This is a genomic window from Arthrobacter sp. B0316-5-4, from assembly GCF_059090325.1.
Genome location: NZ_JBNHFN010000004.1, coordinates 285,186 through 306,238, shown reverse-complemented (window position 1 = coordinate 306,238; position 21,053 = coordinate 285,186). Strand labels below are relative to the sequence as shown.

Genomic DNA, 21,053 nt, shown 5'->3' with positions numbered 1-21,053 from the left:
GCCGCAGGGTTGTCACTGCCCGTCAAAGGACCATCTTGCCATACGGGCCGGGTGGCCAGTCCGCCGCTTGTGGAAGGCCAACCCGGGCGATGGCTAGGCCGCCAACGGGGCCAACTGGTCGCTGCCCACCACTCCGAGCAACATGCCGGATGCGCACAGCATCGCGGAGGATTCGGCGGAAAGGAGAAGCCCCAAGCGGAGGCCGTCGCAGGACGCTGCATCGCCAATTGCCCAGATGCCCGGGACGGAGGTGGCGAGGTCGCGGCCCACCGCGATGCCGCCGTCGGACGCAATCAGGAGTCCGGCGCTCTCGGCGAGGTCGTTGCGGGCCGTGCGCTCCTCGGCCAGGACCACGAGGTCTCCGTTCATGCTGCTGCCGTCCTCGAACACGATGCCGGTTGCGGGCAACGGGGAACCGGCGATGGAACGCACGACGGCGGCCGGGCGGAGGGTGGTGCGGACGGGACGGACTCCGCGGGCCCGGAGCACAGCCTCTGCCTGCCCGGCAGCAGGACCGTTGCCCACGAGGATTCCAAGCGGGCGGCGCCCAACGATCCGGGTGACATCGTGGACGGCTTCGCCGATGTTGGCGGCGTCATCGATGGTGGAGTAGCTGAGGCTGGCTTCGGCACCGGCGACGGGTGGGAGGGCCGGGGCAGATCCGGTCGCGATGACCAGCTGGTCGTAGGAGAAGTCCATGCCGTCCACGGTGGTCACAACTTTCGCGTCCGGGTCGATGAAGCTGGCGGCCTGGCCGAACCGGACGGAGACCTGCGGCAGTTCTGCCAGTTCGAGGAGCGCGTCCGGGCAGTCGTCGCGGTTGCTCAGAACGGTGATGGTGCCGCCGAAGGGACGCTGCCGGGTATCGGCCGTGCCGGCCAGCCGCCGCACCAAAGCCTGTGCTGCTGGACCTGCGCCTGCGATGACGATGTGGAGGGATGCTGCGGACGGGGTGGCGGACATGTTTGGCCCTTTCGCTGATGACCTGCTTGGTGCTGTTGATCATCAGCGTAGGCGTCCGGTTTTTCGCGGGTGTTTCCCCGCTGTTGCCATCTTTGGCTGATCCGTAGCGTGTTGTTTACCAGCCGGTAATAACGTGCGTCACATCAGGTTCCAGGGTCCGGGTCAGTACCGTCGCAACAGTTCGCGGAAGCCGTTCCCGGCGAAGCCCGCCACGGCATCGGCCCGGTCAACGAATCTATGGGCTCCGACTGGTTCAACCGATGCCAGGAGCCCCGCAGCATCGGGCAGGCTCATGGTCAGATCGGCAGCCAACCCGCCCACTTCAAGCCGGGCCCGCCGGGAGTCGGCCCAGGCGTCCAGTCCGGGGTCGTCCCGCAGGGTCCGCGTCACCGACAAGTCCTGCCACCCGCCGTCGAGCCTGATCCGTGCCCGGTAGCCGACGTCGTCGCCGTGGGTCTCCACCTGCCCGTCCGCCAGGAACACGCGACCGAACCGTGCGTGTTCAAGGTAGCCGGTGAGCTGGGGCGGCTCATGTCCCCGGACCGAAGGCAGCACCACGGCAGCCCGGAACGTCAGCGGCGAGCCGTCCAGTTCGCCGCGAAGGGTGTCGTTGAAGCGCACCCCCGGGGCAGGCTCAGTCATGGCGGTGCAGGTGGAGTCCTTGGACAGCCCTGCGGCTTCCATGGTGGCAAGGTAGTTCCGGGCATCGCGGTAGCCCATGCCCACCAGGGTGTCCGCGTCAATCCTGCCCAGGTAGAACTCGGGGTCAAGGGGGAGCGGATGTTCGGGCCGGACCACGTGCAGCACGAATTCGCGTCCGGCAGCTTTGGCAGCCTCGAAGTCCGCCAGCAACGCGCCCATGGCACTCATTTCGATCATGTGCACGTACTGCTCCAACGGCCCATCACCCCAATAGGGCGAGTTACCGATGCACCAGATCAGCCACACCTCATCGGCGCCGCGCCTCAGGGCTTCGGCCACGTTGGCGTCCCTGACCCAGACCGCATCGGTCCAGACCTGCCCGTCCCGGCGCAGGGGAGCCAGGAAAATGGGCAACGACATCCCAGCAGCCATCAGTTCGGCATCGATGGCTGTTGCGTCGATGGCGTGGCACTGTTTTCCGGTGAACTCCACCACGTTGAAGGAACCCTCGACGGCGTCCGGTTCCGCTGCGCGTGCCCGGATGGTGGCGTCGTTGATCCCCAGCGCCAGGAAGACTTTGTTGAGGATGCCGTCGGCGTCCCCGATGGCGGGAAGGGACCACGGCCCTTTCAGGTAGTCACCCAGCGGTAGCGCTGAGCCGAAGTCCTTGACGTCCACGCCGGACCACCGGGTGCACAGTTCCTCGGGCGGGACCCCGGAGAGCAACATCCCGGCAGTGAGGATCCCGCCGGAGGTGCCATCGATATGCTGGAATTCCAGGCCTTCTTCCGCGAGGGCTTTCATCACTCCGGCTTGCCAGGCCACACGCATCCCTCCTCCGGCGAGGACCAGTGAGCGTTTCATCGGGCGGGCCCGGCACCCAGCGGCGGCGCCGGGATACGGCGCCAGTAGATGAACAGCAGTACCGCCGTCGTGAGGTCGAAGAAGGCGACCAGCAGCGCGAGCGGTGAGAAGACGCCATTCAGCACGCCAATCCCGACCGCCCCGAAAGCTCCGGCCTTCTGCACCCCGGACCAGAGCACCACTTCGGGTGCAGGGACCGGGTTGAGCAGGGTGTGGAGGAGAAGCCCACCGACTACCACCATGAACATCCCCACTGTGCCGAAGAGTTGCCGGGTTCCGGGCGTGGAGTCGGCGCCGATGATCTGGAGGACCGGGCCGCCGAACGGGACCTGGATGGCGCCCGTCAGGATGGTGATGATGGCGATCGCGGCCAGGACAGCCCTCAGCGGATCGGCTGCGGCCCACGCCACCGTCCCGGGAGGGTGGTTTTTCCGGGAAGCGTGCTGGTTCGCGGTCATGCGAAGGATTCCAGCAGGCGACCCCGGTCCACCAGCAACCACACCATGGCGGCCCAGGTCAGGGTGGAGACGTAGAAGCGGATGTCGTTGAGCATCATCCAGCGTTTAAGCAGGGCGCGGAGTTCGGCGTCGTCAGCGAAGTCCCCGCCACGGATCCGGATGTTGATGGGAATGATGATCCCTTGCCCTACCCAGGTCAGGACGATGATTCCCAGCAGGCAGATGATCGCTGGAATGACCCGGACGGTGCCCCACTCGGACCACACCAGGATGCCGCCGGAGATGAACATGATGGGCACCACCACGGTGAAGAACCTGGTGGCGGCCCGCGTGGGGATGCCGAAGTGCATGTCCACGTTGTCGCGCGCCAGTCCGTGCCAGGTGGGGTAGAGGAAGAATTTCAGGACCCACATGGTGCCCACGTACATGGTGGCGCCGAAGAGGAAATAGAGGGCGTTGAGGAGGAGTAACCAGTTCATGGGGTGTTTCCTGCGGGAGCGCCGGATATCCGGCTCCGGTCCGGCGGGGCAAGCCACTTCTGGCTTTGGCCAAGGTCCGCCACGCTGTCCATCATGTCTCCGCCTTTGAGCGCTGAGGCTCCGGCTTCGGTGGGAGCGGTAAGGAACCACGCTTCGAAGTGGTCATCCAGGACTCCGTGGGCCTCGGGCAGCCAGGCGGTGAACACGGGTTTGCTCCCTACCTGCAGGTTCTTGAGGGGTTCGACGCCGGGCGCGTCACCGAGGATGAGCCGGGCCTTGGCCTGCGCTCCGAGTGCGATGTCGCCCGAGGCTTCGAAGTAGATGTCCGATTTCCAGAGCATGTTCCGGAAGACGCAGTAGTTGGAAGCGGCCAGTTTGAGGGGTAGTGCCAGCGGTTCGGGGCGTTCGATCTCGATGTAGCAGCCGAGTTGGCCGTCCTGGTCATACTGCGCCGACACCGTGGAGTCGGTGACCACGAAGTCCAGGTTCGCTTGGTGCTTCGGCATGCCCCAGATTCCCTTCCCGCCCTTGACGGACACTTCGGAGCTCACGGGCAGGTCCACCACGAACTGGCCCAGTTTGAAGGTCTTCTGGAACAGCAGGGGAAGGATGGGCGGTGCGGGCCGGCTCCCGTGGGTGATGGCGATGGCCAGCGAGTATTCGATGTACTTCCCGATGTCCGTGGATTTGTAGTTGACCACAGTGACTACGAGCAGTCCTTTGCCGCCCAGGCTGAACGGCCGCATTTCGGAACCCGGGAGTGCGGCCGCTGCGGCCCGCTTGTCGATGGGAAAGGCGGCCATGAGGACGGGGGAATCATCCGAATTGACCGGCATCACGTATTTGATGCCATCGGCGTAGGCATGCTGTCCACGGAGCCGCTCCTGCCTGCGGGGGACCGGTGATGGCATGAGCTTGAGCAACGGCGTGACCAGCTCGGTAAGGGATTTCATGACCTTGGCTCCTGGGCTGTACTGGTTTCCTGTGTTCCGTTCAGCTCCTGGAGGATGACCGGAAATGTGTCCTGCCAGGCGTGGTCGCCAAAGAAGACGTCCAAATGGCCGTAGCCGGGGATGAGGTGGAGGGTGTCCTTGCCTGGACGGTGCTGTTGGAAGAACGCATAGGTGCGTTGCTGGCTTTCGGGGAGGAAGCACAGGTTGTCCAGGCCTGCGATGAAAGCGAATCTCGCGTCGGTTTGGGGGGCTTCGGCTACCAGGTTGGGTGGAAGTTCCGGATGGTTGCCGGCGGCCACCAGGTGCCCGGCTTTGATGCTGCGGCCCATTTCCTCGAAGAACGTCACGGGGACCTCGGCGAACTCGCCGCTCAGCCATTGGTGGGTGGGGTCGTCGAGGTTTTCATGGGCCCACAGGGCAGGGCGGCCGCTGCCGTACGTGAAGCTGACCATTTTGCAGACGGTGTTGTCGCATTCGTGGTGGGTGGCTTTCACCAGGCCGCGGATGGCCCGGGTGAAGTAGCCCTGTGACTTGTAGCCCCACGCGGGTGAAAGGTACGGAGTGAAGACCTTGACTACCGGCGTCAGGTAGTCGATCTTCAGCCGCGAAAATGCGGGGACCACCGGGTGCAGGGAAACAGCGTTGGAGACGATGGTGTCCACTTGGGGCAGCAGGCCCGCCACTGCGGACATGGTGAAGGAGGTGGACCCCTGGCAGTGGATCACGGCCTTCATCGTCTCCGCACCGGTAGCGGCCAGGACATGCTCGACGGCCGCGGGATGGTCGTACACGGCGGCGTCGGCAAGCGTCCAGGACAGGGGATCAAGGTCGATCGACGCCCGCCAATTCAGCATCCACACATCCCACCCGTCCTCAAGGAGGGCATCGACAATGGTGGTCCTGACCGGCGGCCGGAACAGCTCCGCACGGACGCCGGAGCCGTGGACCAGGATCACCGGTCCTTTCGTGGCCTCCGCCGGGGACGTGACGTGGACCAGGCTGAGCGGTGTGTTGTCCCGGGCACGGATCGGGATGACCTCGGTCCTGTGCTCGGCACGGGTGATGATCATGGGGTGCTTCCCTTCCGTGCGATGGTGATGGGTTGTTCAAGCAGCCGAACGGTGGGCAGGCCGTTGGCCGGAACCAGCCGCGCGCCGTCGTCGTTGGTTGCCAGCTGCCAGTCCCGGCTGACCGTGTCCACCATGAGGGGGTAGATGGTGAGGTCGCCGTCGGGGGTCAGATGCATGCGGAGGAACCCTTTGTGGTCCTCAATGGACTGCCCGGACATCTTCCACGACGACACTTCCCCGGTGGGAGTCGCCAGGATAAACAGGGCGAAAGCTTCGCTGCCAACAGCCCACCCACCCAGGTACGCCAGTGTGACCGCGAGGAGCAGGACGACGACGTCCGGCCACTCCGGCCAAGGAATCAGGATCACGACGGCGGCACTGACCGCGAGCGCGGACAGCTGGTAGAGCGCGCCCCGGACAAAGACGACAAGTCCGGATGTTGCAAGGCCCAGCGCGCGGGCGGTGAGGGCTACGGCGGCCAGCAGGAGCGGCATGGCCAGCACCACCCAGACCACCAGCAGGGCAGTGTTCCCCTCCCTGAGGCTGCGCAAACTGTCAACGAATGATTCGCCGCGGAATGCGCTGAAGACCGTCCACAGGGTCAGGGTCGCCGCGATGTGCACCAGGCCCAGGGAAGGCCCGAACCCGGGGTTGCGGACCGGGAGCCAGAACGGGGAGAGGGGGTTCGCGAGCCGGCGACCCAATTGCCGGGAATCGGCGGGGCCGGGATAGACCGCGGGCATCCGGGTGAATCGTCGGGGCGCGGTGGTGGTGTCGCGTACGGCGGCGGACTCTCCGGGCGCGGTGGACGGTGCTGGGAGGATCACGTCGTCGGGGAGCCAGTGGGCGTCGGAAAGGTAGGCCCCACCCAGGCCACACGTGACCATCTGGGTCATGGTGGGATCCGCGGGGAGGTTCCGGGGTTCGCCGGGTCCTCGCTGTTCGTACCGTGCGTAGTGGTGCAGGTCGCCGCTGAGCCACAGCCGGACATTGGCTCCGGTGGGTTGAAACGTCTGCGTTTCCGGGTCGAAACGGCGGCGAAGGTAGTCCTGTTCGAAGAAGTTGACCTGCCGGAATGCGTTGAGCCCGGGTTCGGCGGCTTTGACCCAGAAGGGCGAAGCGACGCACAGGATGATCGCATCACCGCGTTGCAGTTGGAGTGTGACGTTCCGGTAGAAGTAGTCCAGTTGGGGCTCGTCGATGTACTGCCCCAGTTGGCTGTCCAATCCCAGGAGCCACCAGCCCGGCGTGCCTTTGCCGTCGGGGCCGGGTGGTTCGCCCGAGAGCCGGACCGCGAAGTAGCTTCGCGTCTGGATGGTCCGCCACCTGCCGATGCTCCTTTGCCGGGTGAACGTCCGGATAAAGGAGGTGAGCCCGTCGTACCAGTCGTGGTTCCCGGGCAGGGCGAGCATGATCGGGGTCTCGTTGTGAGGCCCGCTCTGCAGGCTATCTTGGCCGCTGACCGTGCTCTGCGGGCCTCGCAACGCAACGTTTCGCTTCGGAAAGGCCATCCGATACGGCCCGGCCATCCGGTTCTCGTACGCTGCCGGGGACGCCACCGGATACACCTCGTCCCCACCCAGGACCAGCACCCTGCCGCGGGGGAGTTCATGGCCGTCCACGCTCAGGGAGTCCTGGGCCAGCAGGGACGCCACCGTGTAGCTGGAATCGAAGCCATCACCGAGATCCGCCGTGTAGTCGAGCCACATGTCCGTCGCTGCTGGGACGGTTTCCGGTAGCTCGCCCGGTGGCTCGCCCGGTAATGGAAGCCCCCTGCTGCTGACGGATGGTTGGGCTGGTTGGCCCGGCACGGGGAGTTTGTCCAGGCGCAGGGGATCGGCGGGGAAACCTCCCTCCAGCTCACGCTTGTCCCCGAAGTCGGCAAAGACAGTGGCCGCCATGACCTTCAGCGCAGTCCTCGCCAAAGACATGGGTGAGAGCCAACGAACCGCCTCCTGGGGCGTGAAACCCAGGACTGCGTGGTGTTGCGCGAGCTCCCGGCTTTTCATCGCTTCGGCTTGAGGGGGAACGGGACGCGCCTGAGTGCCCGCCCGTAGACCTGCCATAGCTCGCCGCCGAACAACGTTCCGAAAGCCAGCAACCCAGCCGTCGGAGACGGGCCCTCGGCACGGAACGTGGTGAGCTGCCTTGCGAAGTCCAGGGGTCGGATGTAGAGGATCCCCGCGCCTGCCACGCCTTCGGGATCGGGTTCCGCGGCCCCCGGAGGCACGTGTCCGCGCAGGATGGTCGCGTAGAGGGTGGTGGTGTCCGGCCAGACGTCGAGCCCTGTTTCGTGATGGATCAGCTTGTGACCGGTGAAGGTGAATGGCGTGCCGCCAGGGTCACGGAGCCACAGCCTGTACAGCATGCGCCTGGCCGGCACGCCGTCGTCGGAATTGTCCTTCACGAACAGATTGAACCAGCCACGTTCCACAGGCATCCGGCCGCCAAAGTAGTCGGCCAGCACGTAGCCCTCGGCCCTGGCAGGATGGGCGGGATCTGCGACGAACGCGTCGATGTCCTCCGCGATGATGGTCAATTCGAACATGATCTTCCGGCTGCGATCCCGGCCCAGGCTCCGGCCCCGTTCCGGATCCGTCACGCCCGGACTGAACCAACCGTGCATCTGTTCGGTGAAACGCACGGAGGTCGCCTCGCTGCTGGATGTGGCATTTTCCGGGGAACCCAGGCTGCGGCTCGCCGTTTCCGGGTAGGCGCTCGCGGGCTGCTCTTGCGGCGCGGCCTTGCCTTTGGTTGCGTCCGGCGCCAGGGCGCGCGGCGCCACCGAACCGACGTCGACGACGGCGCTAGTCGCCTCCCGCTGTGCACCAGCCGCCTCCCGCTGTGCGCGTGCGGCGGCGCCGGGGTTGATGCCGCCACGGCTCACCCTGTCCGCTTGCTCGATGATGTGCGCACACGTACGTTCCGCGAAGGCGGCGATGGTCAGCGACGGATTGGCGCCCACGGGACCAGGCATCGCGGATCCGTCCACCACGAACAAACCGGGGTAGCCGAAGACCTCCCCGTACGGGTCGCAGACCGCTTCGCCCGGATGCCGTCCGGCCGGAGCACCACCGATCGGGTGGACGGTGATGACGCGTTTGGCCCACCAGAGCGGGTTGTCAACGAAGTCGCCATCGAGGTCCTTGGCGATCGCTTCCATGGTCCTGCGGACCCGGCCGAAGTATTCCTGCGAGGTTGCCATGGTCCACGCGATGGCGAGGCGTCCGTCGCGAAGTGTCATGACGCCGTCGGGAATGTCGCGGCCCATGCCGAGCAGCGGCACCGAACTGGAGGACAAGTGTCCGTCGCCCAGAGCTGCGGAGAGGTCGGCTGAGACGTTGGAGCGGCCGGCGTCGAACAGCCTGTCCCTGAAGAGCTGCCCAGCAACTTTTGCGGTGCGTTTGATGGTGGTTCGTAACTGCGCAGTTTCGATGAGCCAGTTCATGAAGGCCGGATACCCGGCGTCCTCCACGTAGTAGCCGCGGCCGTCGCCGTCGTCGTCGTTCGAATCCGGAACCCTGATCGCCGTGGTGATCACGGGACCTTTGCTGCCGGTCAACGTGCGGACTCCCGGCCGCCCGCCGTTGGTGGCCGGGGTCTTCGCGGCCATGATGAACGTCAGGAGGTCGCCGTTGCCGCTGAACCGTGTCCCCATGGCGTCGCTGAGGGCGGGAAGGGAGCCACGGTTCCGGAGCAGGAGGAAGTTGGTGCCAAACGTTCCTGCACCGAGGAGGAGCCGGCGGCAGTGGATGATGCGCTCCGTGAGCAGTTCGCCCTGGCGATCGGGCTGGTGGACCACGTAACGGACCTCATAGCCGCCCTGATCCAGGGGCCGGATGCCGCGGACGTCATGGAAAGTGCGGACATCGGCTCCTTGGAAGGCGGCGGCGGAGACGTAATTGTGGTCCAGGGTATTCTTGGCGCCGGCGTTGCAGCCGATGTCGCATTCGCCGCTGAGTGTGCATGTGGTCCTGACCGTGTTTGGGCCATGGATGCTGCCGTACTCGGGCAGCGGAAGCGCCCGGTTGGTGCCTGGTTCCTGCCCAGGTCCTGCCGCGAACGTCACGGCAATGGGTGGCCGGGTGATGGAGAGGCCCAGGTTGGCGGCAGACTTTTCCATGGCCATTGTCTTGGCCGTGTCCCGGTAAGGGTAGGGGACCGGCTGGAGCATGGCTTCGGCGGCGTCATAGTAGGGATCCAGGTCTGCCCGCGTGAAGGGCCAGTTCTCGTAGCCGCCGCCGGGGATGGGTGATTCGTTGACAAACCACTTCTCGTCCTTGCGCAGGAGTACATTGGCGTAGATCAGCGAACCGCCGCCGAGCCCGCTGGACACCAGCCCCTCCGTGCCGCGGAACGTCCAGGCATCGAAGAGGCCGTATAAGCCGCGGTCCGGATCCCAGAAGTTCCGGCCCATCTCCGACGGCGAGCGCGCGAAGCTGCCGGGCGGATAAGGCTTGCCGCGCTCCATGAGCACCACGGATTGGCCCGCCTCGGCCAGCCGGAGGGCGGCTACGGAACCGCCGAACCCGGAACCGACCACCACGGCATCAACTTTCTCAATACCGTTCGACGTGTGGCGTACCGGAGCAGTAGCGGGCTCAGAACCCGTATCTCCGCCGTTTCCGGTTCCCAGACGACCCATGGCCGTTCCTCTCGAAGGAGAGCTTTCGCTGCGTCGCGGGATGGGGTCGCAGGGTGTGGCCGGGCGATGCCTCCGCGGACTATGGGCCTTATGTTCCCACCGGGCAAGGGTTCTGTAAATGAGGTGGAGTAACTGGTTGGTGCCCGCCGGGTGTCAACGTAGCCGCGTGTAGACCATGTCGAAGTCGTGCTCCAGTGGTCCGCCGGGGTACGTGCCGCGTTCCAGACGTGCGTTGATGGTGTTGCCATCATCGCTGAACCGTCCCACGAATCGCTGGGGCCAGTCCGGACCGTCCCTGAAAAGCGTCAACACATTGCCTTCGAGGATCATGTCGTAGATTCGTGCGACACCGCGGGAATCGAAGTAGTGCTGCTGGAACGCCCCGTCGGAGCCTGTGGCGCCGATGATGCTGACCGAGTTGGGGTAGTCCGGCTGTTGCACCGTGGAGTGTTGGATGAGGAAGCCGCCGTTTTCGAGCCACTCGAACGTCGTCCGGCCCTTCACCTCCCGCCCTGGGACGGTGGTTTCCCACTCGCCCACCAGGATGCCAAGTTGCTCCAGGTTTGCTGCACTTGCCATGGGATCCTCCTGAAGGTTTAGCCTCAGTGTCCGCCTTGCTGTGGCGGTTTGGCGAGGGGTTGGCACCACCTCAGGGTTTGGGATGCAATGATGGGCGCATGAGCCGAGTCACATGCGACCTCACCGTGTCCCTCGACGGCTTCGTTGCCGGTCCCCACCAGAGCCTTCAGATGCCGTTGGGGGAGCGGGGCGAGACCCTGCACCGATGGCAGTTCGAGGAGCGCGAAGCCAACGCCGCGCAGGCGGAGGGAATCCTCGCTGCGGGGGCTTTCATCATGGGCCGGAACATGTTCGCAGGCCCGGGCCCTGGCCCGTGGGACGCGGACTGGCGCGGTTGGTGGGACGAGGAACCGCCCTATCACGCGCCGGTGTATGTGCTGACCCACCATGTTCGCGAGCCCCTGGAAATGCAGGGTGGTACCACGTTCCACTTCATCAACGATGGAATCGAAGCTGCTCTGTCCTCGGCGCGGAACGCTGCGGGGACGAAGGACGTGGCCATCGCCGGGGGCGCGTCGACTGCGCGCCAATTCCTGTCGGCCGGGCTGATCGACGAACTGCGCCTCCACATAGCTCCCGTGATCCTGGGTGGCGGGGAGCGGCTGCTCGACGGCGTGGGGAACCTTGAACTCGAACCGACCTCCGTCAGCGGCACCGGACTGGTCACCCATGTCACCTACAGTGTGGGCGGCGTCAAGGAATAGCGCAGCGATGATCCGCTGAAGTCCACGGCTGCGGGATAACAATGTCCCCCATCGGTTGTACACTCGAGTATCGAACATATATTCGAATAAAGGTGTGTTGTGGGCGTTATCGTCGGCCCCCGCGTGATAGATGCGGGCTTTTCCTTGTTGTCGGTGCTCTTGGCTCCCGTGGCTGTCGCGGCGGGCTATCCTTCTCCGGCGCAGGACTATTTTGACGGCCGGATTGACCTCAATGAGCACCTGATCAAGGACGTGACCAGTACGTTCGTGGTGAGGGTCTCCGGGCAGTCCATGGAGGGTGCCGGGATCAGTGACGGTGATGAGTTGATCGTTAACCGGGCGCTTGAACCCAAGGATGGCTCCGTCGTCGTGGCTGTTTTGGACGGTGAGTTGACCATCAAGAGGCTCCGCATCACTTCAACGGGCGTGGTGCTCCAGGCTGACAACCCCGCCTTTCCCGATATCAGGGTAGCTGCGCTGTCTGAACTGACCATCTGGGGTGTTGCCACCACGTGCCTGCACCACGTTTAGTCGCTGCCCGGCGGCGCGGTGGAGTTACGGACTACCAGCCGGGGCGTGAGGCGGATGTCGGCGATGGGCGCCTCGGGGTGGGCCAGGCGTTCGAGGGCCACGGATCCGGCAAGCCGGCCCAACTCGAACGCCTGCAGGTCCACTGAGGTGAGGTCGATTCCGTGCAGCCGGGAGGTCTTCGAATTGTCGTATCCCACCAGCGACAGGTCCTTGGGGATGGACAGGTTCATTGCGTAGGCAGCTTCGCGGGCGCCAAGGGCGAGTTGGTCGTTGTGGGTGAAGATCGCGGTTGGCCGGTCTGGCAGGCCAAGCAGTTTGGTGGCCGCCCGCTGCCCGGCCTCCTGGGTGAAGTCGTCGGCCGACAACGTCAGTGGCGTGAGTCCGGCGTCGAGCATGGTTTTCTCGTAGTGCTGCCGACGCGCGGTGTGTCCGTCGTAAATTGGGCCCGCCAAATGGGCGATCCGCCTGTGTCCGAGGCCAAGGAGGTGTGCTGTCGCGGCCTGTGCTCCGGCGATGTCATCGGAGTACACGCTGTCCACCCCTTCGACCGGGCGGGTGACGCTGACCAACGGCACGACTTGGGCCAGTTCCTGGACCTGGTCGTCGGGGTCCAGCAGTGTCGCCGCGATGATAATCCCGGCCCTCGCTTCGATCAGGGAGTCCAGGGCGCCCCGATCCACGCCGTCGACCGAGCGGGAAACACTCAGGATGAGCCGGTTGCCGTCATGGGGGAGCGCTGTGCGGACGCCGCTGAGGATGTCCGCATAGACCTCGTTGCGGATGTCCATCAGATAGAGCCCGACGGCGGAACGGTGCTTGCGTGCCAGGTCGGCGGCGGCTGCGTTGGGCCGGTATCCGAGACGCTTGGCGGCCGCGAAGATGGCCTCCTTGGTTTCGCCGCTGACTCCGGGCGCTCCTCGAAAGGCGAACGACACCAATGTCCTGGACACTCCGACTTCACGGGCAACGTCGCTTTGCGTCGCTGGGCGGTGCCGTTCTTCGGGTGCCATGCCCCCATCTTCCCATGGCGGATCTGGAGCAAGATTGGTCATTTGTTAGTTTGACCTTACATTTAAACCTTTCGCGCGTTAGTCTGTATCCAGAGCGGGTGTTTGTGACCCGCACCACACTGACAAAGGAGTCCTGATGTCTGCTACGCAAACGCAGCGGGGAGGCGCCCATGGCGTCGCGCTTCCTCCGCTGACCAATGGCCCCCATCGAAAGCGCCTTGGGCTCGTGGCCCTGGTTGCAACGTTTGGTGGCCTGCTGTTCGGCTACGACACTGGTGTCATCAATGGTGCCCTGCGGCCAATGACGGCCGATCTTGGCCTCACGCCGCTCACCGAAGGTGTTGTCACCAGCTCTTTGCTCTTCGGGGCGGCGGCCGGAGCAGTTGGGGGCGGCCGGCTCTCCGATTCCTGGGGCCGCCGGAAGTCCATCATTTTTCTCGCAGTACTTTTCCTGGCGGGCACCATTGCCTGCGTCCTGGCCCCAAGCTTCGAGGTCATGGTGCTGGGTCGCGTCATCCTCGGCCTTGCCGTCGGCGGCGCATCCACGGTGGTTCCCGTGTTCCTGGCCGAACTGGCGCCCTACGAAATCCGCGGCTCCCTGGCGGGGCGCAATGAACTGATGATCGTCATCGGCCAGCTCGCGGCTTTCGTCGTGAACGCCATCATCGGCAACGTCTGGGGTGAATTTGGCGGAGTGTGGCGCGTCATGCTGGCTGTCGCCGCGCTGCCCGCGATTGCCTTGTTCTTCGGCATGCTCCGGATGCCGGAGTCACCGCGTTGGCTGATCTCCAAAGGGCGGTGGGACGAAGCCCTTACTGTCTTGAAGACCATCCGATCCGTGGAGCGCGCCGAGGCTGAAATGGCCGACGTGAAGCACCTCGCCGACGAGGAACGGGCCTCCCGGGCAACGTCCTGGGCGGCGCTGAAGGACAAATGGATCCTGCGCATCATCCTAGTGGGCATCGGACTGGGCGTGGCCCAGCAGCTGACCGGCATCAATTCGATCATGTACTACGGCCAGTCCGTGCTGGTCGAGGCCGGGTTCGACTCCAACGCGGCCCTTATTGCCAACATTGCTCCCGGCGTCATCGCGGTAGTCGGTGGCATCATCGCCCTGACGCTCATGCAGCGCATCAATCGGCGCACCACCTTGCTGCTCGGTTTCACGCTGACCACGGTTTGCCACTTCCTGATCGGTATCGCGTCCATCGCGCTGCCGGTAGGAAACGCTGCACGACCCTTCGTCATCCTGTTCCTGGTGGTCGCGTTCGTTGGTTCCATGCAGACGTTCCTGAACATCGCTGTGTGGGTCATGCTGTCCGAGATCTTCCCGCTCCACGTCCGCGGGTTCGCCATTGGACTCTCGGTGTTCTGCCTTTGGATCGCCAACGCCCTTTTAGGCCTTTTCTTCCCCACGCTGGTTGCAGGCGTGGGAATTACCGGCACCTTCTTCCTCTTTGGGGTGGTGGGAATCCTCGCGCTCGCCTTCATCTACACACAAGTGCCCGAAACCCGCGGACGCACTTTGGAGGCCTTGGAGGAAGACGTCACCACGGGTGCCATCTACCTGGTGCACAAGAAGGACGCCGCGGGAATCTCCTGACTTTCCTCGTTCACGAGCATCCCGTTCACCGGACTTTTCCACATACCGGCGGGCGGGATGCTTTCTTGTCTGCCGCCAGCACTACAGTTTAAGTATTCGAAGATATGTTCGAATACTGGGCGTGTCCTGCGTGGATAGCGTAGGCGCGCGTGCTAGTGGCGATCAGGAGGAGAACGATGTCCAAGCCGGCAATCATGCACCGGATGCAGGAGATTGCCCACGTGGATATCAACTGCTTCTACGCATCGGCCGAGCGGGCCTTCAATCCAGCGTTGGAAGGCAGGCCGCTCATAGTCCTCTCAAACAACGATGGCTGCGCAGTGACAAGGTCTCCGGAAGCCAAGAAGCTCGGCATCGGGTTGGGGGATCCATGGTTCAAGCTCGCTCCCAGGGCCAAGGAATGGGGCCTGGTTGCCCTCTCGAGCAACTATGAGCTTTACGGCGACATCAGCTCAAGGGTCATGGAACTCCTGGCCCGTTTCTCAGCGTGGCAGGAGGTCTACTCCATCGATGAGGCATTCCTCGGCGTCAAAGGACAGCCCGCGGAGCTCCTGGAGTTGGGGCGCACCATCAAGGCAGCCTGCCAAAAGCATGTGGGGGTTCCGGTGTGCGTGGGAATCGCCCGCACCAAGACCCTGGCCAAGCTGGCCAACAAGTGGGCGAAGCACAACCCGGCGTTCCACGGGGTGTGCCGCTGGGACTCGATTCCCGAAGAACAACGGGAAACGCTCATGGCCAGGCTTTCCGTGATCGAGATCTGGGGCGTCGCCACCCGGCTCACCAAGCGACTGAACGCCATGGGGATCTTCTCGATCCTGGACCTGGTCCGGGCCGATCCCATTGCCCTGCGCGACAAGTTCTCGATCGTTATGATGCGAACGGTCCTGGAACTCCAAGGCACGCCGTGCATTCCCATGGAAGAAGAAAGAATCGGCAGGGACCAGCTGATCTTCTCCCGTTCCTTTTCCACGCCCATCACCACGGCAGCCGGGATGCGGCAGGTGCTCAGCGTCTACGGGCAAATGGCAAGCGCCAGGTTGGCCAAGCATGATCTCCAAGCCAAACTCCTGACCGCCTTCGCCCAGACGTCGGTCTACAACCCGAACGACAAATCCTTTCCCACTGTCAGCGTCAAGCTACCCATGCCCACCTCGGATCCGGTCCTGCTGACCAGGGCGGCGCACGCTTTGGTCCCCAGGATCCAGGAAGGCGTGCGGTACGCCAAAGCCGGGATCATGGTCACGGACCTCCGTCCCAGTGGAAACCAGAAACCCTTGAAGATCTTCGAGAACCCACATGAGGAGCGGGGAATCGGCAGCCTTCTGGAAGAGGTCAGCAAGAAGTACGGCCGCGGTTCCATTGGCCTGGGCCATGCGGGAATCAAGGGCGGGCCGGACTGGTCCATGAAGCGCGACATGCTCAGCCCCCGCTACACCACCAACTGGGACGAACTTCCCTTGGTGAAGGCGGCCTGACGTGTCGGGAAACCTATGCCCTCAAACGGTAGCCCCGCTTGACCACTGTCTCCACAAGCTTGCCGTCGGGAAGGGAGGAGCGCAGCCTGCTGACCGTCATATCCAAGGCATGGACGGATCCGCGCAGGTCCAACAGGTCCGAGAGCGCTTCCCGGGACAGGACAGCTCCACCAGCGCCGAGCAGAGCCCGCAGCAGCAGCAGGGGCGCAGGAGCCAAATCCACCACCTCACCATTGATCCGCAAGCAGCGACCCCGCAGCTCAATCGTGGCGCTCTTTGTCTCCAACCGCCGCACATGGTTCAGGGACAGGTGCTCCGTCACAAGGCGAATCAACGCACCCATACGGTACCTGTCAGGAATGAGGGGGGTGAGGCCGGCGTCCACCAGTGGCTGCGCGGTGACGGGCCCGACAGCGGCGACCGTGACGGGTCCCTTAAGGGCTTCGATGAGGGACCGGTACAAACCCATTTCATGCGCGGTGCTCCACATGGCGTCCACTGCCGGGGCGCTGGTGAACGTGAGGACGTCCAGGTTCCCGCCAACCACGGCTTCGATCAGGCGAGGCAGTTTGTCTTCGCCGTCGGGTTTGACCCAGCGGTACGGGGTCACGGTCAGGACGGTGGCACCGGACATGCGGAGCCGTTCCAGCTGGCGGACGTCCGTGTACCCGTGCAATTGCACGGCCACAGTCTTTCCCCGCACGCCTTCGGCCAGCAGCATGTCCACCAGCGTTGCGGTGGTTTCGTCGCTGCTGATTCCGACGTCGGCGAGTCCTGCCGCGCGGACGGCACCGCGGGCTTTGGGCCCCCGGACAAACATGCGGCAGGCAGACAGCGCTTCCAGGAGCTGTTCGCCAATGCCAAAGGAATCAGCGGCTTCGCACCAACGGCGCATACCGTAGGCGGTGGTGGCGATACAGATATCCGGCCGGGCAGCGATGATGGTCCGGGTGTCCTCGATGAGGACCATGTCTTCCTGCACAGGGGCGATCTTCAAAGCAGGGGCGTGCAACACGCTCGCACCGCGACGCTCAAGTGCCTCGATGAGGTCACGGGAACGGCGGTGCGAGGTAACGCCGATGCGGAATCCGTCCAGCGGAGCATCTGCGGCTTCGGTTGCTTCCGGAGCTGCAGTGGCTTCCTGGACTTCGATGGCACGTGCAACAGTCATGTGTTTTTACCTTCAGGCTTCAAGGAGCGAAGCCGCGAGTCGGCTCAGTTCGGCGGATGATTCGGCGTGGTTCCGGTTGGCTTCAGCCACCCTGACCACCTCGCCGATGACCAGCACGGCAGGGTTGCTGCAACCGGTGGCTGCAGTTTCGATCGTACCGAGTTCGGCGATGGTGGTGCGCTGCCCGGGACGGTATCCGCGTTCCACCACGGCCATCGGCATGTCCGGGCTCATCCCCGCCCGGCGAAGGCCCGCGGCAAGCTGGGGCAGGGTGCCTATGCCCATGAGGACCACGATCGTTCCGCCCAGCCCGGCAAGGTGGGTGTGCTCTTTCTCGGTCAGGGGAGCGTGGCCGGAGACAACCGTGAACATGTGGCTTACTTCGCGGTGCGTTACAGGAATTCCGGCTGCGGCCGGTACGGAAATGGCGCTGGTGACACCAGAGATCACACGCACCGGCACGCCGGCCGCAACGCAGGCCGCCACCTCTTCGCCGCCACGTCCGAACACATAGGGATCGCCGCCCTTGAGCCTGACCACGTTCTTGCCCAGCAGCGCAGCTTCAACCATGAGTTTCTCGATGTCGCGTTGGGTGACCTTATGGAGGCCGGGCTGCTTCCCCACGTCAACCAGCTCGGCAGAGGTAAGGGAAGCCAACTCCTGGTAGGGAGCCAACCGGTCGTAGAACACTACGTCGGCGTCGCGCAGGGCTTCCACGGCACCGACGGTGAGCAGGTCCAGGGCGCCCGGACCACCGCCCACCAGGGTGACGTGGCCTTCGACGCCTGGTGCGGGCTCGAACGCTACGGGAATTCCGGCATCGCGGCAGTGTTCCACCAACGCGAGCCAGCCGGCCTCGCCGTCGTCCACCACCGCCACCAGGAACGGGCGCCCCGGGAGTTGGCCGTCAGCTGGGACGCCCTCGGGTGTGCTCAGCCGGAACACGTGGGCTCCGGCGTTCTGGTATCGGCGGATTGCTTGGCGGGCAGACTTATCGGAGCCGGCAACCAGGACATCGCGTCCGGTGAGATCAATGGTGAGCTGCATGGGGGACCCCTAGTTTTCTGCGCTGACGGTCTCGCTGCGGACCGGGATGGTGGAAGCGATGAGCACGCCGCCCTTTTCTTCCTTCGTGGCCGGACGGATCTGGCCACGCTCCGGAACGAAGGAGATGGACTCGTCCTTCTGGTCGGGGGCGTTGACGAAGGAACGGAACCGGCGGAGGCGCTCCGGATCCTTCAAGGTCTCGGCCCACTCGTCCTCGTAGGTGTCGATGTGCTTGGCCATGGCCGCTTCGAGCTCGTCGGCGATGCCCAGGGAATCGTGCACCACAACGTCCTCGACGTGCTTGATGTCGCCATCAAGCTCTTCCTGCCACCGTGCAGTGCGCTGCAGCCGGTCGGCGGTGCGGATGTAGTACATCAGGTAGCGGTCAATGTATTTCAGCAGGGTTTCGTCGTCCAGGTCCTTGGCGAGGAGCTTGGCGTGTGCCGGGGTGGCGCCTCCGTTACCTCCCACGTAGAGGTTCCAACCGTCGGCGGTGGCGATCACGCCGACGTCCTTGCCACGCGCCTCTGCACATTCGCGGGCACAACCGGAGACGCCCATCTTCAGCTTGTGCGGGCTGCGAAGACCGCGGTAGCGCAGCTCCAAAGCGATCGCCATGGCCACGGAATCCTGGACACCGAAGCGACACCAGGTGGACCCCACACAGGACTTCACCGTACGGAGGCTCTTGCCGTAGGCTTGCCCGGACTCGAAGCCAGCGTCAACCAGTTCCTTCCAGATATCCGGCAGCTGCTCCAGGCGGGCGCCGAACATATCGATGCGCTGGCCACCGGTGATCTTGGTGTAGAGGTTGTACTTCCCGGCGACGGCGGCGATGACGCCCAGTCCCTTGGGCGTGATCTCACCGCCGGCGATGCGCGGAACCACCGAGTAGGTGCCGTCCTTCTGCATGTTGGCCAGGGCGCGGTCGTTGGTGTCCTGCAGGGCGCCGCGGCCGGCGTCCAGGACGTAGGCGGAGTGCTGGCTGGCAAGGATGGAGGCGATGGTCGGCTTGCAGATATCGCAACCTGCCCCGGTGCCGTACTTGGCCATGATGTCTTCGAAGGATGTCAGCTCCAGCACCCGGATAGCGTCGAAGAGTTCCTGGCGGGAGAGGCTGATGTGCTCGCAAAGAGCCTTGGAGACCTCGATGCCGGACTTGGTCAGTTCGCCTTCGAGGAGCTTCTTCAGCATCGGAACGCAGGAGCCGCATTGGGTACCGGCCCGGGTGCAGCCCTTCAGCTCGCCAAGTTCCTGGACGGGAGCGTTGCCTTCGCAGGCGCCGCAACCGTTGATGGTGTCGCGGATGGTACCGGCGGACACGTTGTTGCAGGAGCAAAGGATGGCGTCGTCCGGGAGCTCGGTTTCCGGGGCTTCGCCACCGCCGGCCGCGCTCAGGTAGGCGCCGGGTTCTGCAGGGAGTTCCCGGCCCAGGAGGGGGCGCAGGCTCATGTACGGGGAGGCGTCGCCCACGAAGATGCCGCCCAGGAGGGTCTTGGCATCGTCGGTGGTGACGATCTTTTGGTACACGCCCCGCGCCGGGTCGGCGTAAACGATTTCGAGGGCATGCTCAGTCCTCGCGAACGCGTCGCCGAAGCTCGCGACGTCCACACCGGAGAGCTTGAGCTTGGTGGCGGTGTCGAAGCCTGGGAACGTTGCTTCCCCGCCGTGCAGGCGGTCGGCAACAATCTCGGCCATGGTGTTGGCCGGAGCAACCAGGCCCAGGCACATGCCGTTGAAGTTGGCTACTTCACCGATGGCCCAAATGCCCTCCACCTCGGTGGAGCAGAAGTCGTTGATGACCACGCCCCCGCGCTGGCCCATGCTGAAGAGTTGCTCTTCGCCCTCAGCGGCCCGGAAGAGGTTGTCGCGGGGCCTGACGCCGACCGCAACGATGACCAGGTCGGCGTCGATGGTGCGGCCGTCGGCCATGAGGACCCCGGTGACCTGGCCGTCGTCGTCGGTGATGACCTCGGAGGGGAACACGCCGCCGTGGACCGTGAAGCCCTTGGCTTCGATCAAGCGGCCAAGCGATTGGCCCGCACCTTCGTCAAGCTGGGTGTTCATGAGCCACGGAGCGCCGTTGATGACGATCGGAGTGGCGCCCAATTGTTCGGTTCCCGCGGCGGACTCAAGTCCCAGCAGGCCGCCGCCGATGGTGACGGCATTGACCTTGCGGCCCAACTTTTGGGTCAGCCCGGCGATTGCTTTGTTGATGGCCCACACGTCGTCGAGCGTGCGGTAAACGTGGGTGTGCTCGGCGCCGGGGATGGGGAGACGGGCGGCATCCGAACCCGTGGCGACCACCAAGTGGTCGTATTCGTACTTGTTGCCGGCAGCAGTGAGGACGCTCTTGGCCGCGGCGTCGATCTTGACGGCGCGCTCGCCGGTCTTGAGGGTGATTGCTTCGTGCTCCCACATGGAAGCGTCGCCCAGGGTGAGGTCCACGCCGGTTTCGGTGAGCGCCTTGCTCAATGCCACGCGGTCGTAGGGGAGGTGGGCCTCTTCGGTCAGCACCGTAACCTGCCAACCTTCAAGTCCGCGGTTGAACATGGCATCAGCAAAGCGGTGGGCAGCGGGGCCGCCGCCGACGACGACGACGATGCGGCGCGGGTTCTCTGTACTCGAAGTGTGTCCGGTCACTGTGGGCCTTTCGCAGATGTTGCAGACGGATCTCCGCAATTTGTGGTTCCAGCCTAGGGACGGGCAGTTTCGCTTCAGTTTCCCGTTTGTTTCGTGATCTTAACTTCTGCATCACGAGGACATTTCCTGTGGTGTGAGGTCTCTTTTACGAGGTGGACACAATCGGCGCCCCCTGATGAAACACCCGGGTTTTAGCGTGGAGGAGTGGCCGCAAGC

General features: G+C 64.6%; 17 protein-coding genes. 4 read left to right on the top strand and 13 right to left on the bottom strand.

The annotated features are described in order from the left end of the window. Positions 1–93: 93 nt before the first annotated feature. From AC5RU9_RS13380 to AC5RU9_RS13340, 9 genes are all read right to left on the bottom strand, one after another. Entirely contained in the window at positions 94–963 is an 870-nt protein-coding gene (locus tag AC5RU9_RS13380; RefSeq protein ID WP_494016825.1) for an FAD-dependent oxidoreductase, read from the bottom strand. A gap of 162 nt (positions 964–1,125) precedes the next feature. Then, positions 1,126–2,469: a patatin-like phospholipase family protein gene (locus tag AC5RU9_RS13375; protein ID WP_494016824.1), complete on the bottom strand. Its 1,344-nt coding sequence runs from the start codon at positions 2,467–2,469 to the stop codon at positions 1,126–1,128. Further along, entirely contained in the window at positions 2,466–2,927 is a 462-nt protein-coding gene (locus tag AC5RU9_RS13370; RefSeq protein ID WP_494016823.1) for a hypothetical protein, read from the bottom strand. Before AC5RU9_RS13370 ends, AC5RU9_RS13375 begins: the two co-directional genes overlap by 4 nt. Beyond that, positions 2,924–3,406, bottom strand: coding sequence for a hypothetical protein (locus tag AC5RU9_RS13365; protein WP_494016822.1), 483 nt, complete (start codon positions 3,404–3,406; stop codon positions 2,924–2,926). The genes AC5RU9_RS13370 and AC5RU9_RS13365 overlap by 4 nt, the downstream gene beginning before the upstream one ends. Beyond that, positions 3,403–4,359 carry an acetoacetate decarboxylase family protein gene (locus AC5RU9_RS13360; RefSeq protein ID WP_494016821.1) on the bottom strand — a complete coding sequence of 319 codons (957 nt, stop codon included), beginning with the start codon at positions 4,357–4,359 and terminating at the stop codon, positions 3,403–3,405. The genes AC5RU9_RS13365 and AC5RU9_RS13360 overlap by 4 nt, the downstream gene beginning before the upstream one ends. Beyond that, the gene (locus tag AC5RU9_RS13355) at positions 4,356–5,429 is read right to left on the bottom strand and encodes an alpha/beta hydrolase (RefSeq protein WP_494016820.1); all 1,074 of its coding nucleotides are present in this window, start codon (positions 5,427–5,429) and stop codon (positions 4,356–4,358) included. The genes AC5RU9_RS13360 and AC5RU9_RS13355 overlap by 4 nt, the downstream gene beginning before the upstream one ends. Next, positions 5,426–7,360, bottom strand: coding sequence for a hypothetical protein (locus AC5RU9_RS13350; protein ID WP_494016819.1), 1,935 nt, complete (start codon positions 7,358–7,360; stop codon positions 5,426–5,428). The genes AC5RU9_RS13355 and AC5RU9_RS13350 overlap by 4 nt, the downstream gene beginning before the upstream one ends. A 74-nt stretch (positions 7,361–7,434) precedes the next feature. Next, positions 7,435–10,074, bottom strand: a complete 2,640-nt coding sequence (locus tag AC5RU9_RS13345) for a GMC oxidoreductase (RefSeq protein ID WP_494016818.1) — start codon at positions 10,072–10,074, stop codon at positions 7,435–7,437. A 153-nt stretch (positions 10,075–10,227) separates the two neighbouring features. After that, positions 10,228–10,653: a hypothetical protein gene (locus tag AC5RU9_RS13340; protein WP_494016817.1), complete on the bottom strand. Its 426-nt coding sequence runs from the start codon at positions 10,651–10,653 to the stop codon at positions 10,228–10,230. Between the two features lie 98 nt (positions 10,654–10,751). On the opposite strand from AC5RU9_RS13340, the gene AC5RU9_RS13335 reads away from it, so the two are divergent. Together AC5RU9_RS13335 and AC5RU9_RS13330 are read left to right on the top strand one after the other, a co-directional pair. Beyond that, positions 10,752–11,357, top strand: a complete 606-nt coding sequence (locus tag AC5RU9_RS13335) for a dihydrofolate reductase family protein (protein WP_494016816.1) — start codon at positions 10,752–10,754, stop codon at positions 11,355–11,357. 99 nt (positions 11,358–11,456) lie between these two features. Beyond that, positions 11,457–11,888 (top strand): LexA family protein, encoded by a 432-nt coding sequence (locus tag AC5RU9_RS13330; RefSeq protein ID WP_494016815.1) that lies wholly within the window; start codon positions 11,457–11,459, stop codon positions 11,886–11,888. Here the strand turns inward: AC5RU9_RS13330 and AC5RU9_RS13325 are convergent. Further along, entirely contained in the window at positions 11,885–12,898 is a 1,014-nt protein-coding gene (locus AC5RU9_RS13325) for a LacI family DNA-binding transcriptional regulator (RefSeq protein WP_494016814.1), read from the bottom strand. The genes AC5RU9_RS13330 and AC5RU9_RS13325 overlap by 4 nt on opposite strands. Positions 12,899–13,034: 136 nt before the next feature. On the opposite strand from AC5RU9_RS13325, the gene AC5RU9_RS13320 reads away from it, so the two are divergent. Together AC5RU9_RS13320 and AC5RU9_RS13315 are read left to right on the top strand one after the other, a co-directional pair. Continuing rightward, positions 13,035–14,501 (top strand): sugar porter family MFS transporter, encoded by a 1,467-nt coding sequence (locus AC5RU9_RS13320; RefSeq protein ID WP_494016813.1) that lies wholly within the window; start codon positions 13,035–13,037, stop codon positions 14,499–14,501. A 176-nt stretch (positions 14,502–14,677) separates the two neighbouring features. Further along, on the top strand, positions 14,678–15,976 hold the full coding sequence (locus AC5RU9_RS13315) for a Y-family DNA polymerase (RefSeq protein ID WP_494016812.1): 1,299 nt from the start codon (positions 14,678–14,680) through the stop codon (positions 15,974–15,976). Positions 15,977–15,989: 13 nt separating this feature from the next. On the opposite strand, the gene AC5RU9_RS13310 is transcribed toward AC5RU9_RS13315, so the two are convergent. Genes AC5RU9_RS13310 through nirB form a run of 3 tightly spaced genes read right to left on the bottom strand, consistent with a single transcriptional unit; the run spans position 15,990 to position 20,837 of the window. Continuing rightward, positions 15,990–17,147, bottom strand: coding sequence for a uroporphyrinogen-III synthase (locus AC5RU9_RS13310; RefSeq protein WP_211713223.1), 1,158 nt, complete (start codon positions 17,145–17,147; stop codon positions 15,990–15,992). Positions 17,148–17,159: 12 nt separating this feature from the next. Then, positions 17,160–18,194, bottom strand: coding sequence for a uroporphyrinogen-III C-methyltransferase (gene cobA / locus AC5RU9_RS13305; RefSeq protein ID WP_494016811.1), 1,035 nt, complete (start codon positions 18,192–18,194; stop codon positions 17,160–17,162). A gap of 9 nt (positions 18,195–18,203) precedes the next feature. Continuing rightward, complete coding sequence (gene nirB, locus AC5RU9_RS13300) at positions 18,204–20,837, bottom strand: nitrite reductase large subunit NirB (RefSeq protein WP_494016810.1); 2,634 nt, start codon at positions 20,835–20,837, stop codon at positions 18,204–18,206. Positions 20,838–21,053 lie beyond the last annotated feature (216 nt).

Coding starts and splice junctions, on each gene's coding strand:
- AC5RU9_RS13380 (WP_494016825.1), bottom strand. CDS start 963: ATGTCCGCCACCCCGTCCGCAGCATCCCTCCACATCGTCATCGCAGGC.
- AC5RU9_RS13375 (WP_494016824.1), bottom strand. CDS start 2,469: ATGAAACGCTCACTGGTCCTCGCCGGAGGAGGGATGCGTGTGGCCTGG.
- AC5RU9_RS13370 (WP_494016823.1), bottom strand. CDS start 2,927: ATGACCGCGAACCAGCACGCTTCCCGGAAAAACCACCCTCCCGGGACG.
- AC5RU9_RS13365 (WP_494016822.1), bottom strand. CDS start 3,406: ATGAACTGGTTACTCCTCCTCAACGCCCTCTATTTCCTCTTCGGCGCC.
- AC5RU9_RS13360 (WP_494016821.1), bottom strand. CDS start 4,359: ATGAAATCCCTTACCGAGCTGGTCACGCCGTTGCTCAAGCTCATGCCA.
- AC5RU9_RS13355 (WP_494016820.1), bottom strand. CDS start 5,429: ATGATCATCACCCGTGCCGAGCACAGGACCGAGGTCATCCCGATCCGT.
- AC5RU9_RS13350 (WP_494016819.1), bottom strand. CDS start 7,360: ATGTCTTTGGCGAGGACTGCGCTGAAGGTCATGGCGGCCACTGTCTTT.
- AC5RU9_RS13345 (WP_494016818.1), bottom strand. CDS start 10,074: ATGGGTCGTCTGGGAACCGGAAACGGCGGAGATACGGGTTCTGAGCCC.
- AC5RU9_RS13340 (WP_494016817.1), bottom strand. CDS start 10,653: ATGGCAAGTGCAGCAAACCTGGAGCAACTTGGCATCCTGGTGGGCGAG.
- AC5RU9_RS13335 (WP_494016816.1), top strand. CDS start 10,752: ATGAGCCGAGTCACATGCGACCTCACCGTGTCCCTCGACGGCTTCGTT.
- AC5RU9_RS13325 (WP_494016814.1), bottom strand. CDS start 12,898: ATGGCACCCGAAGAACGGCACCGCCCAGCGACGCAAAGCGACGTTGCC.
- AC5RU9_RS13320 (WP_494016813.1), top strand. CDS start 13,035: ATGTCTGCTACGCAAACGCAGCGGGGAGGCGCCCATGGCGTCGCGCTT.
- AC5RU9_RS13315 (WP_494016812.1), top strand. CDS start 14,678: ATGTCCAAGCCGGCAATCATGCACCGGATGCAGGAGATTGCCCACGTG.
- AC5RU9_RS13310 (WP_211713223.1), bottom strand. CDS start 17,147: ATGACTGTTGCACGTGCCATCGAAGTCCAGGAAGCCACTGCAGCTCCG.
- cobA (WP_494016811.1), bottom strand. CDS start 18,194: ATGCAGCTCACCATTGATCTCACCGGACGCGATGTCCTGGTTGCCGGC.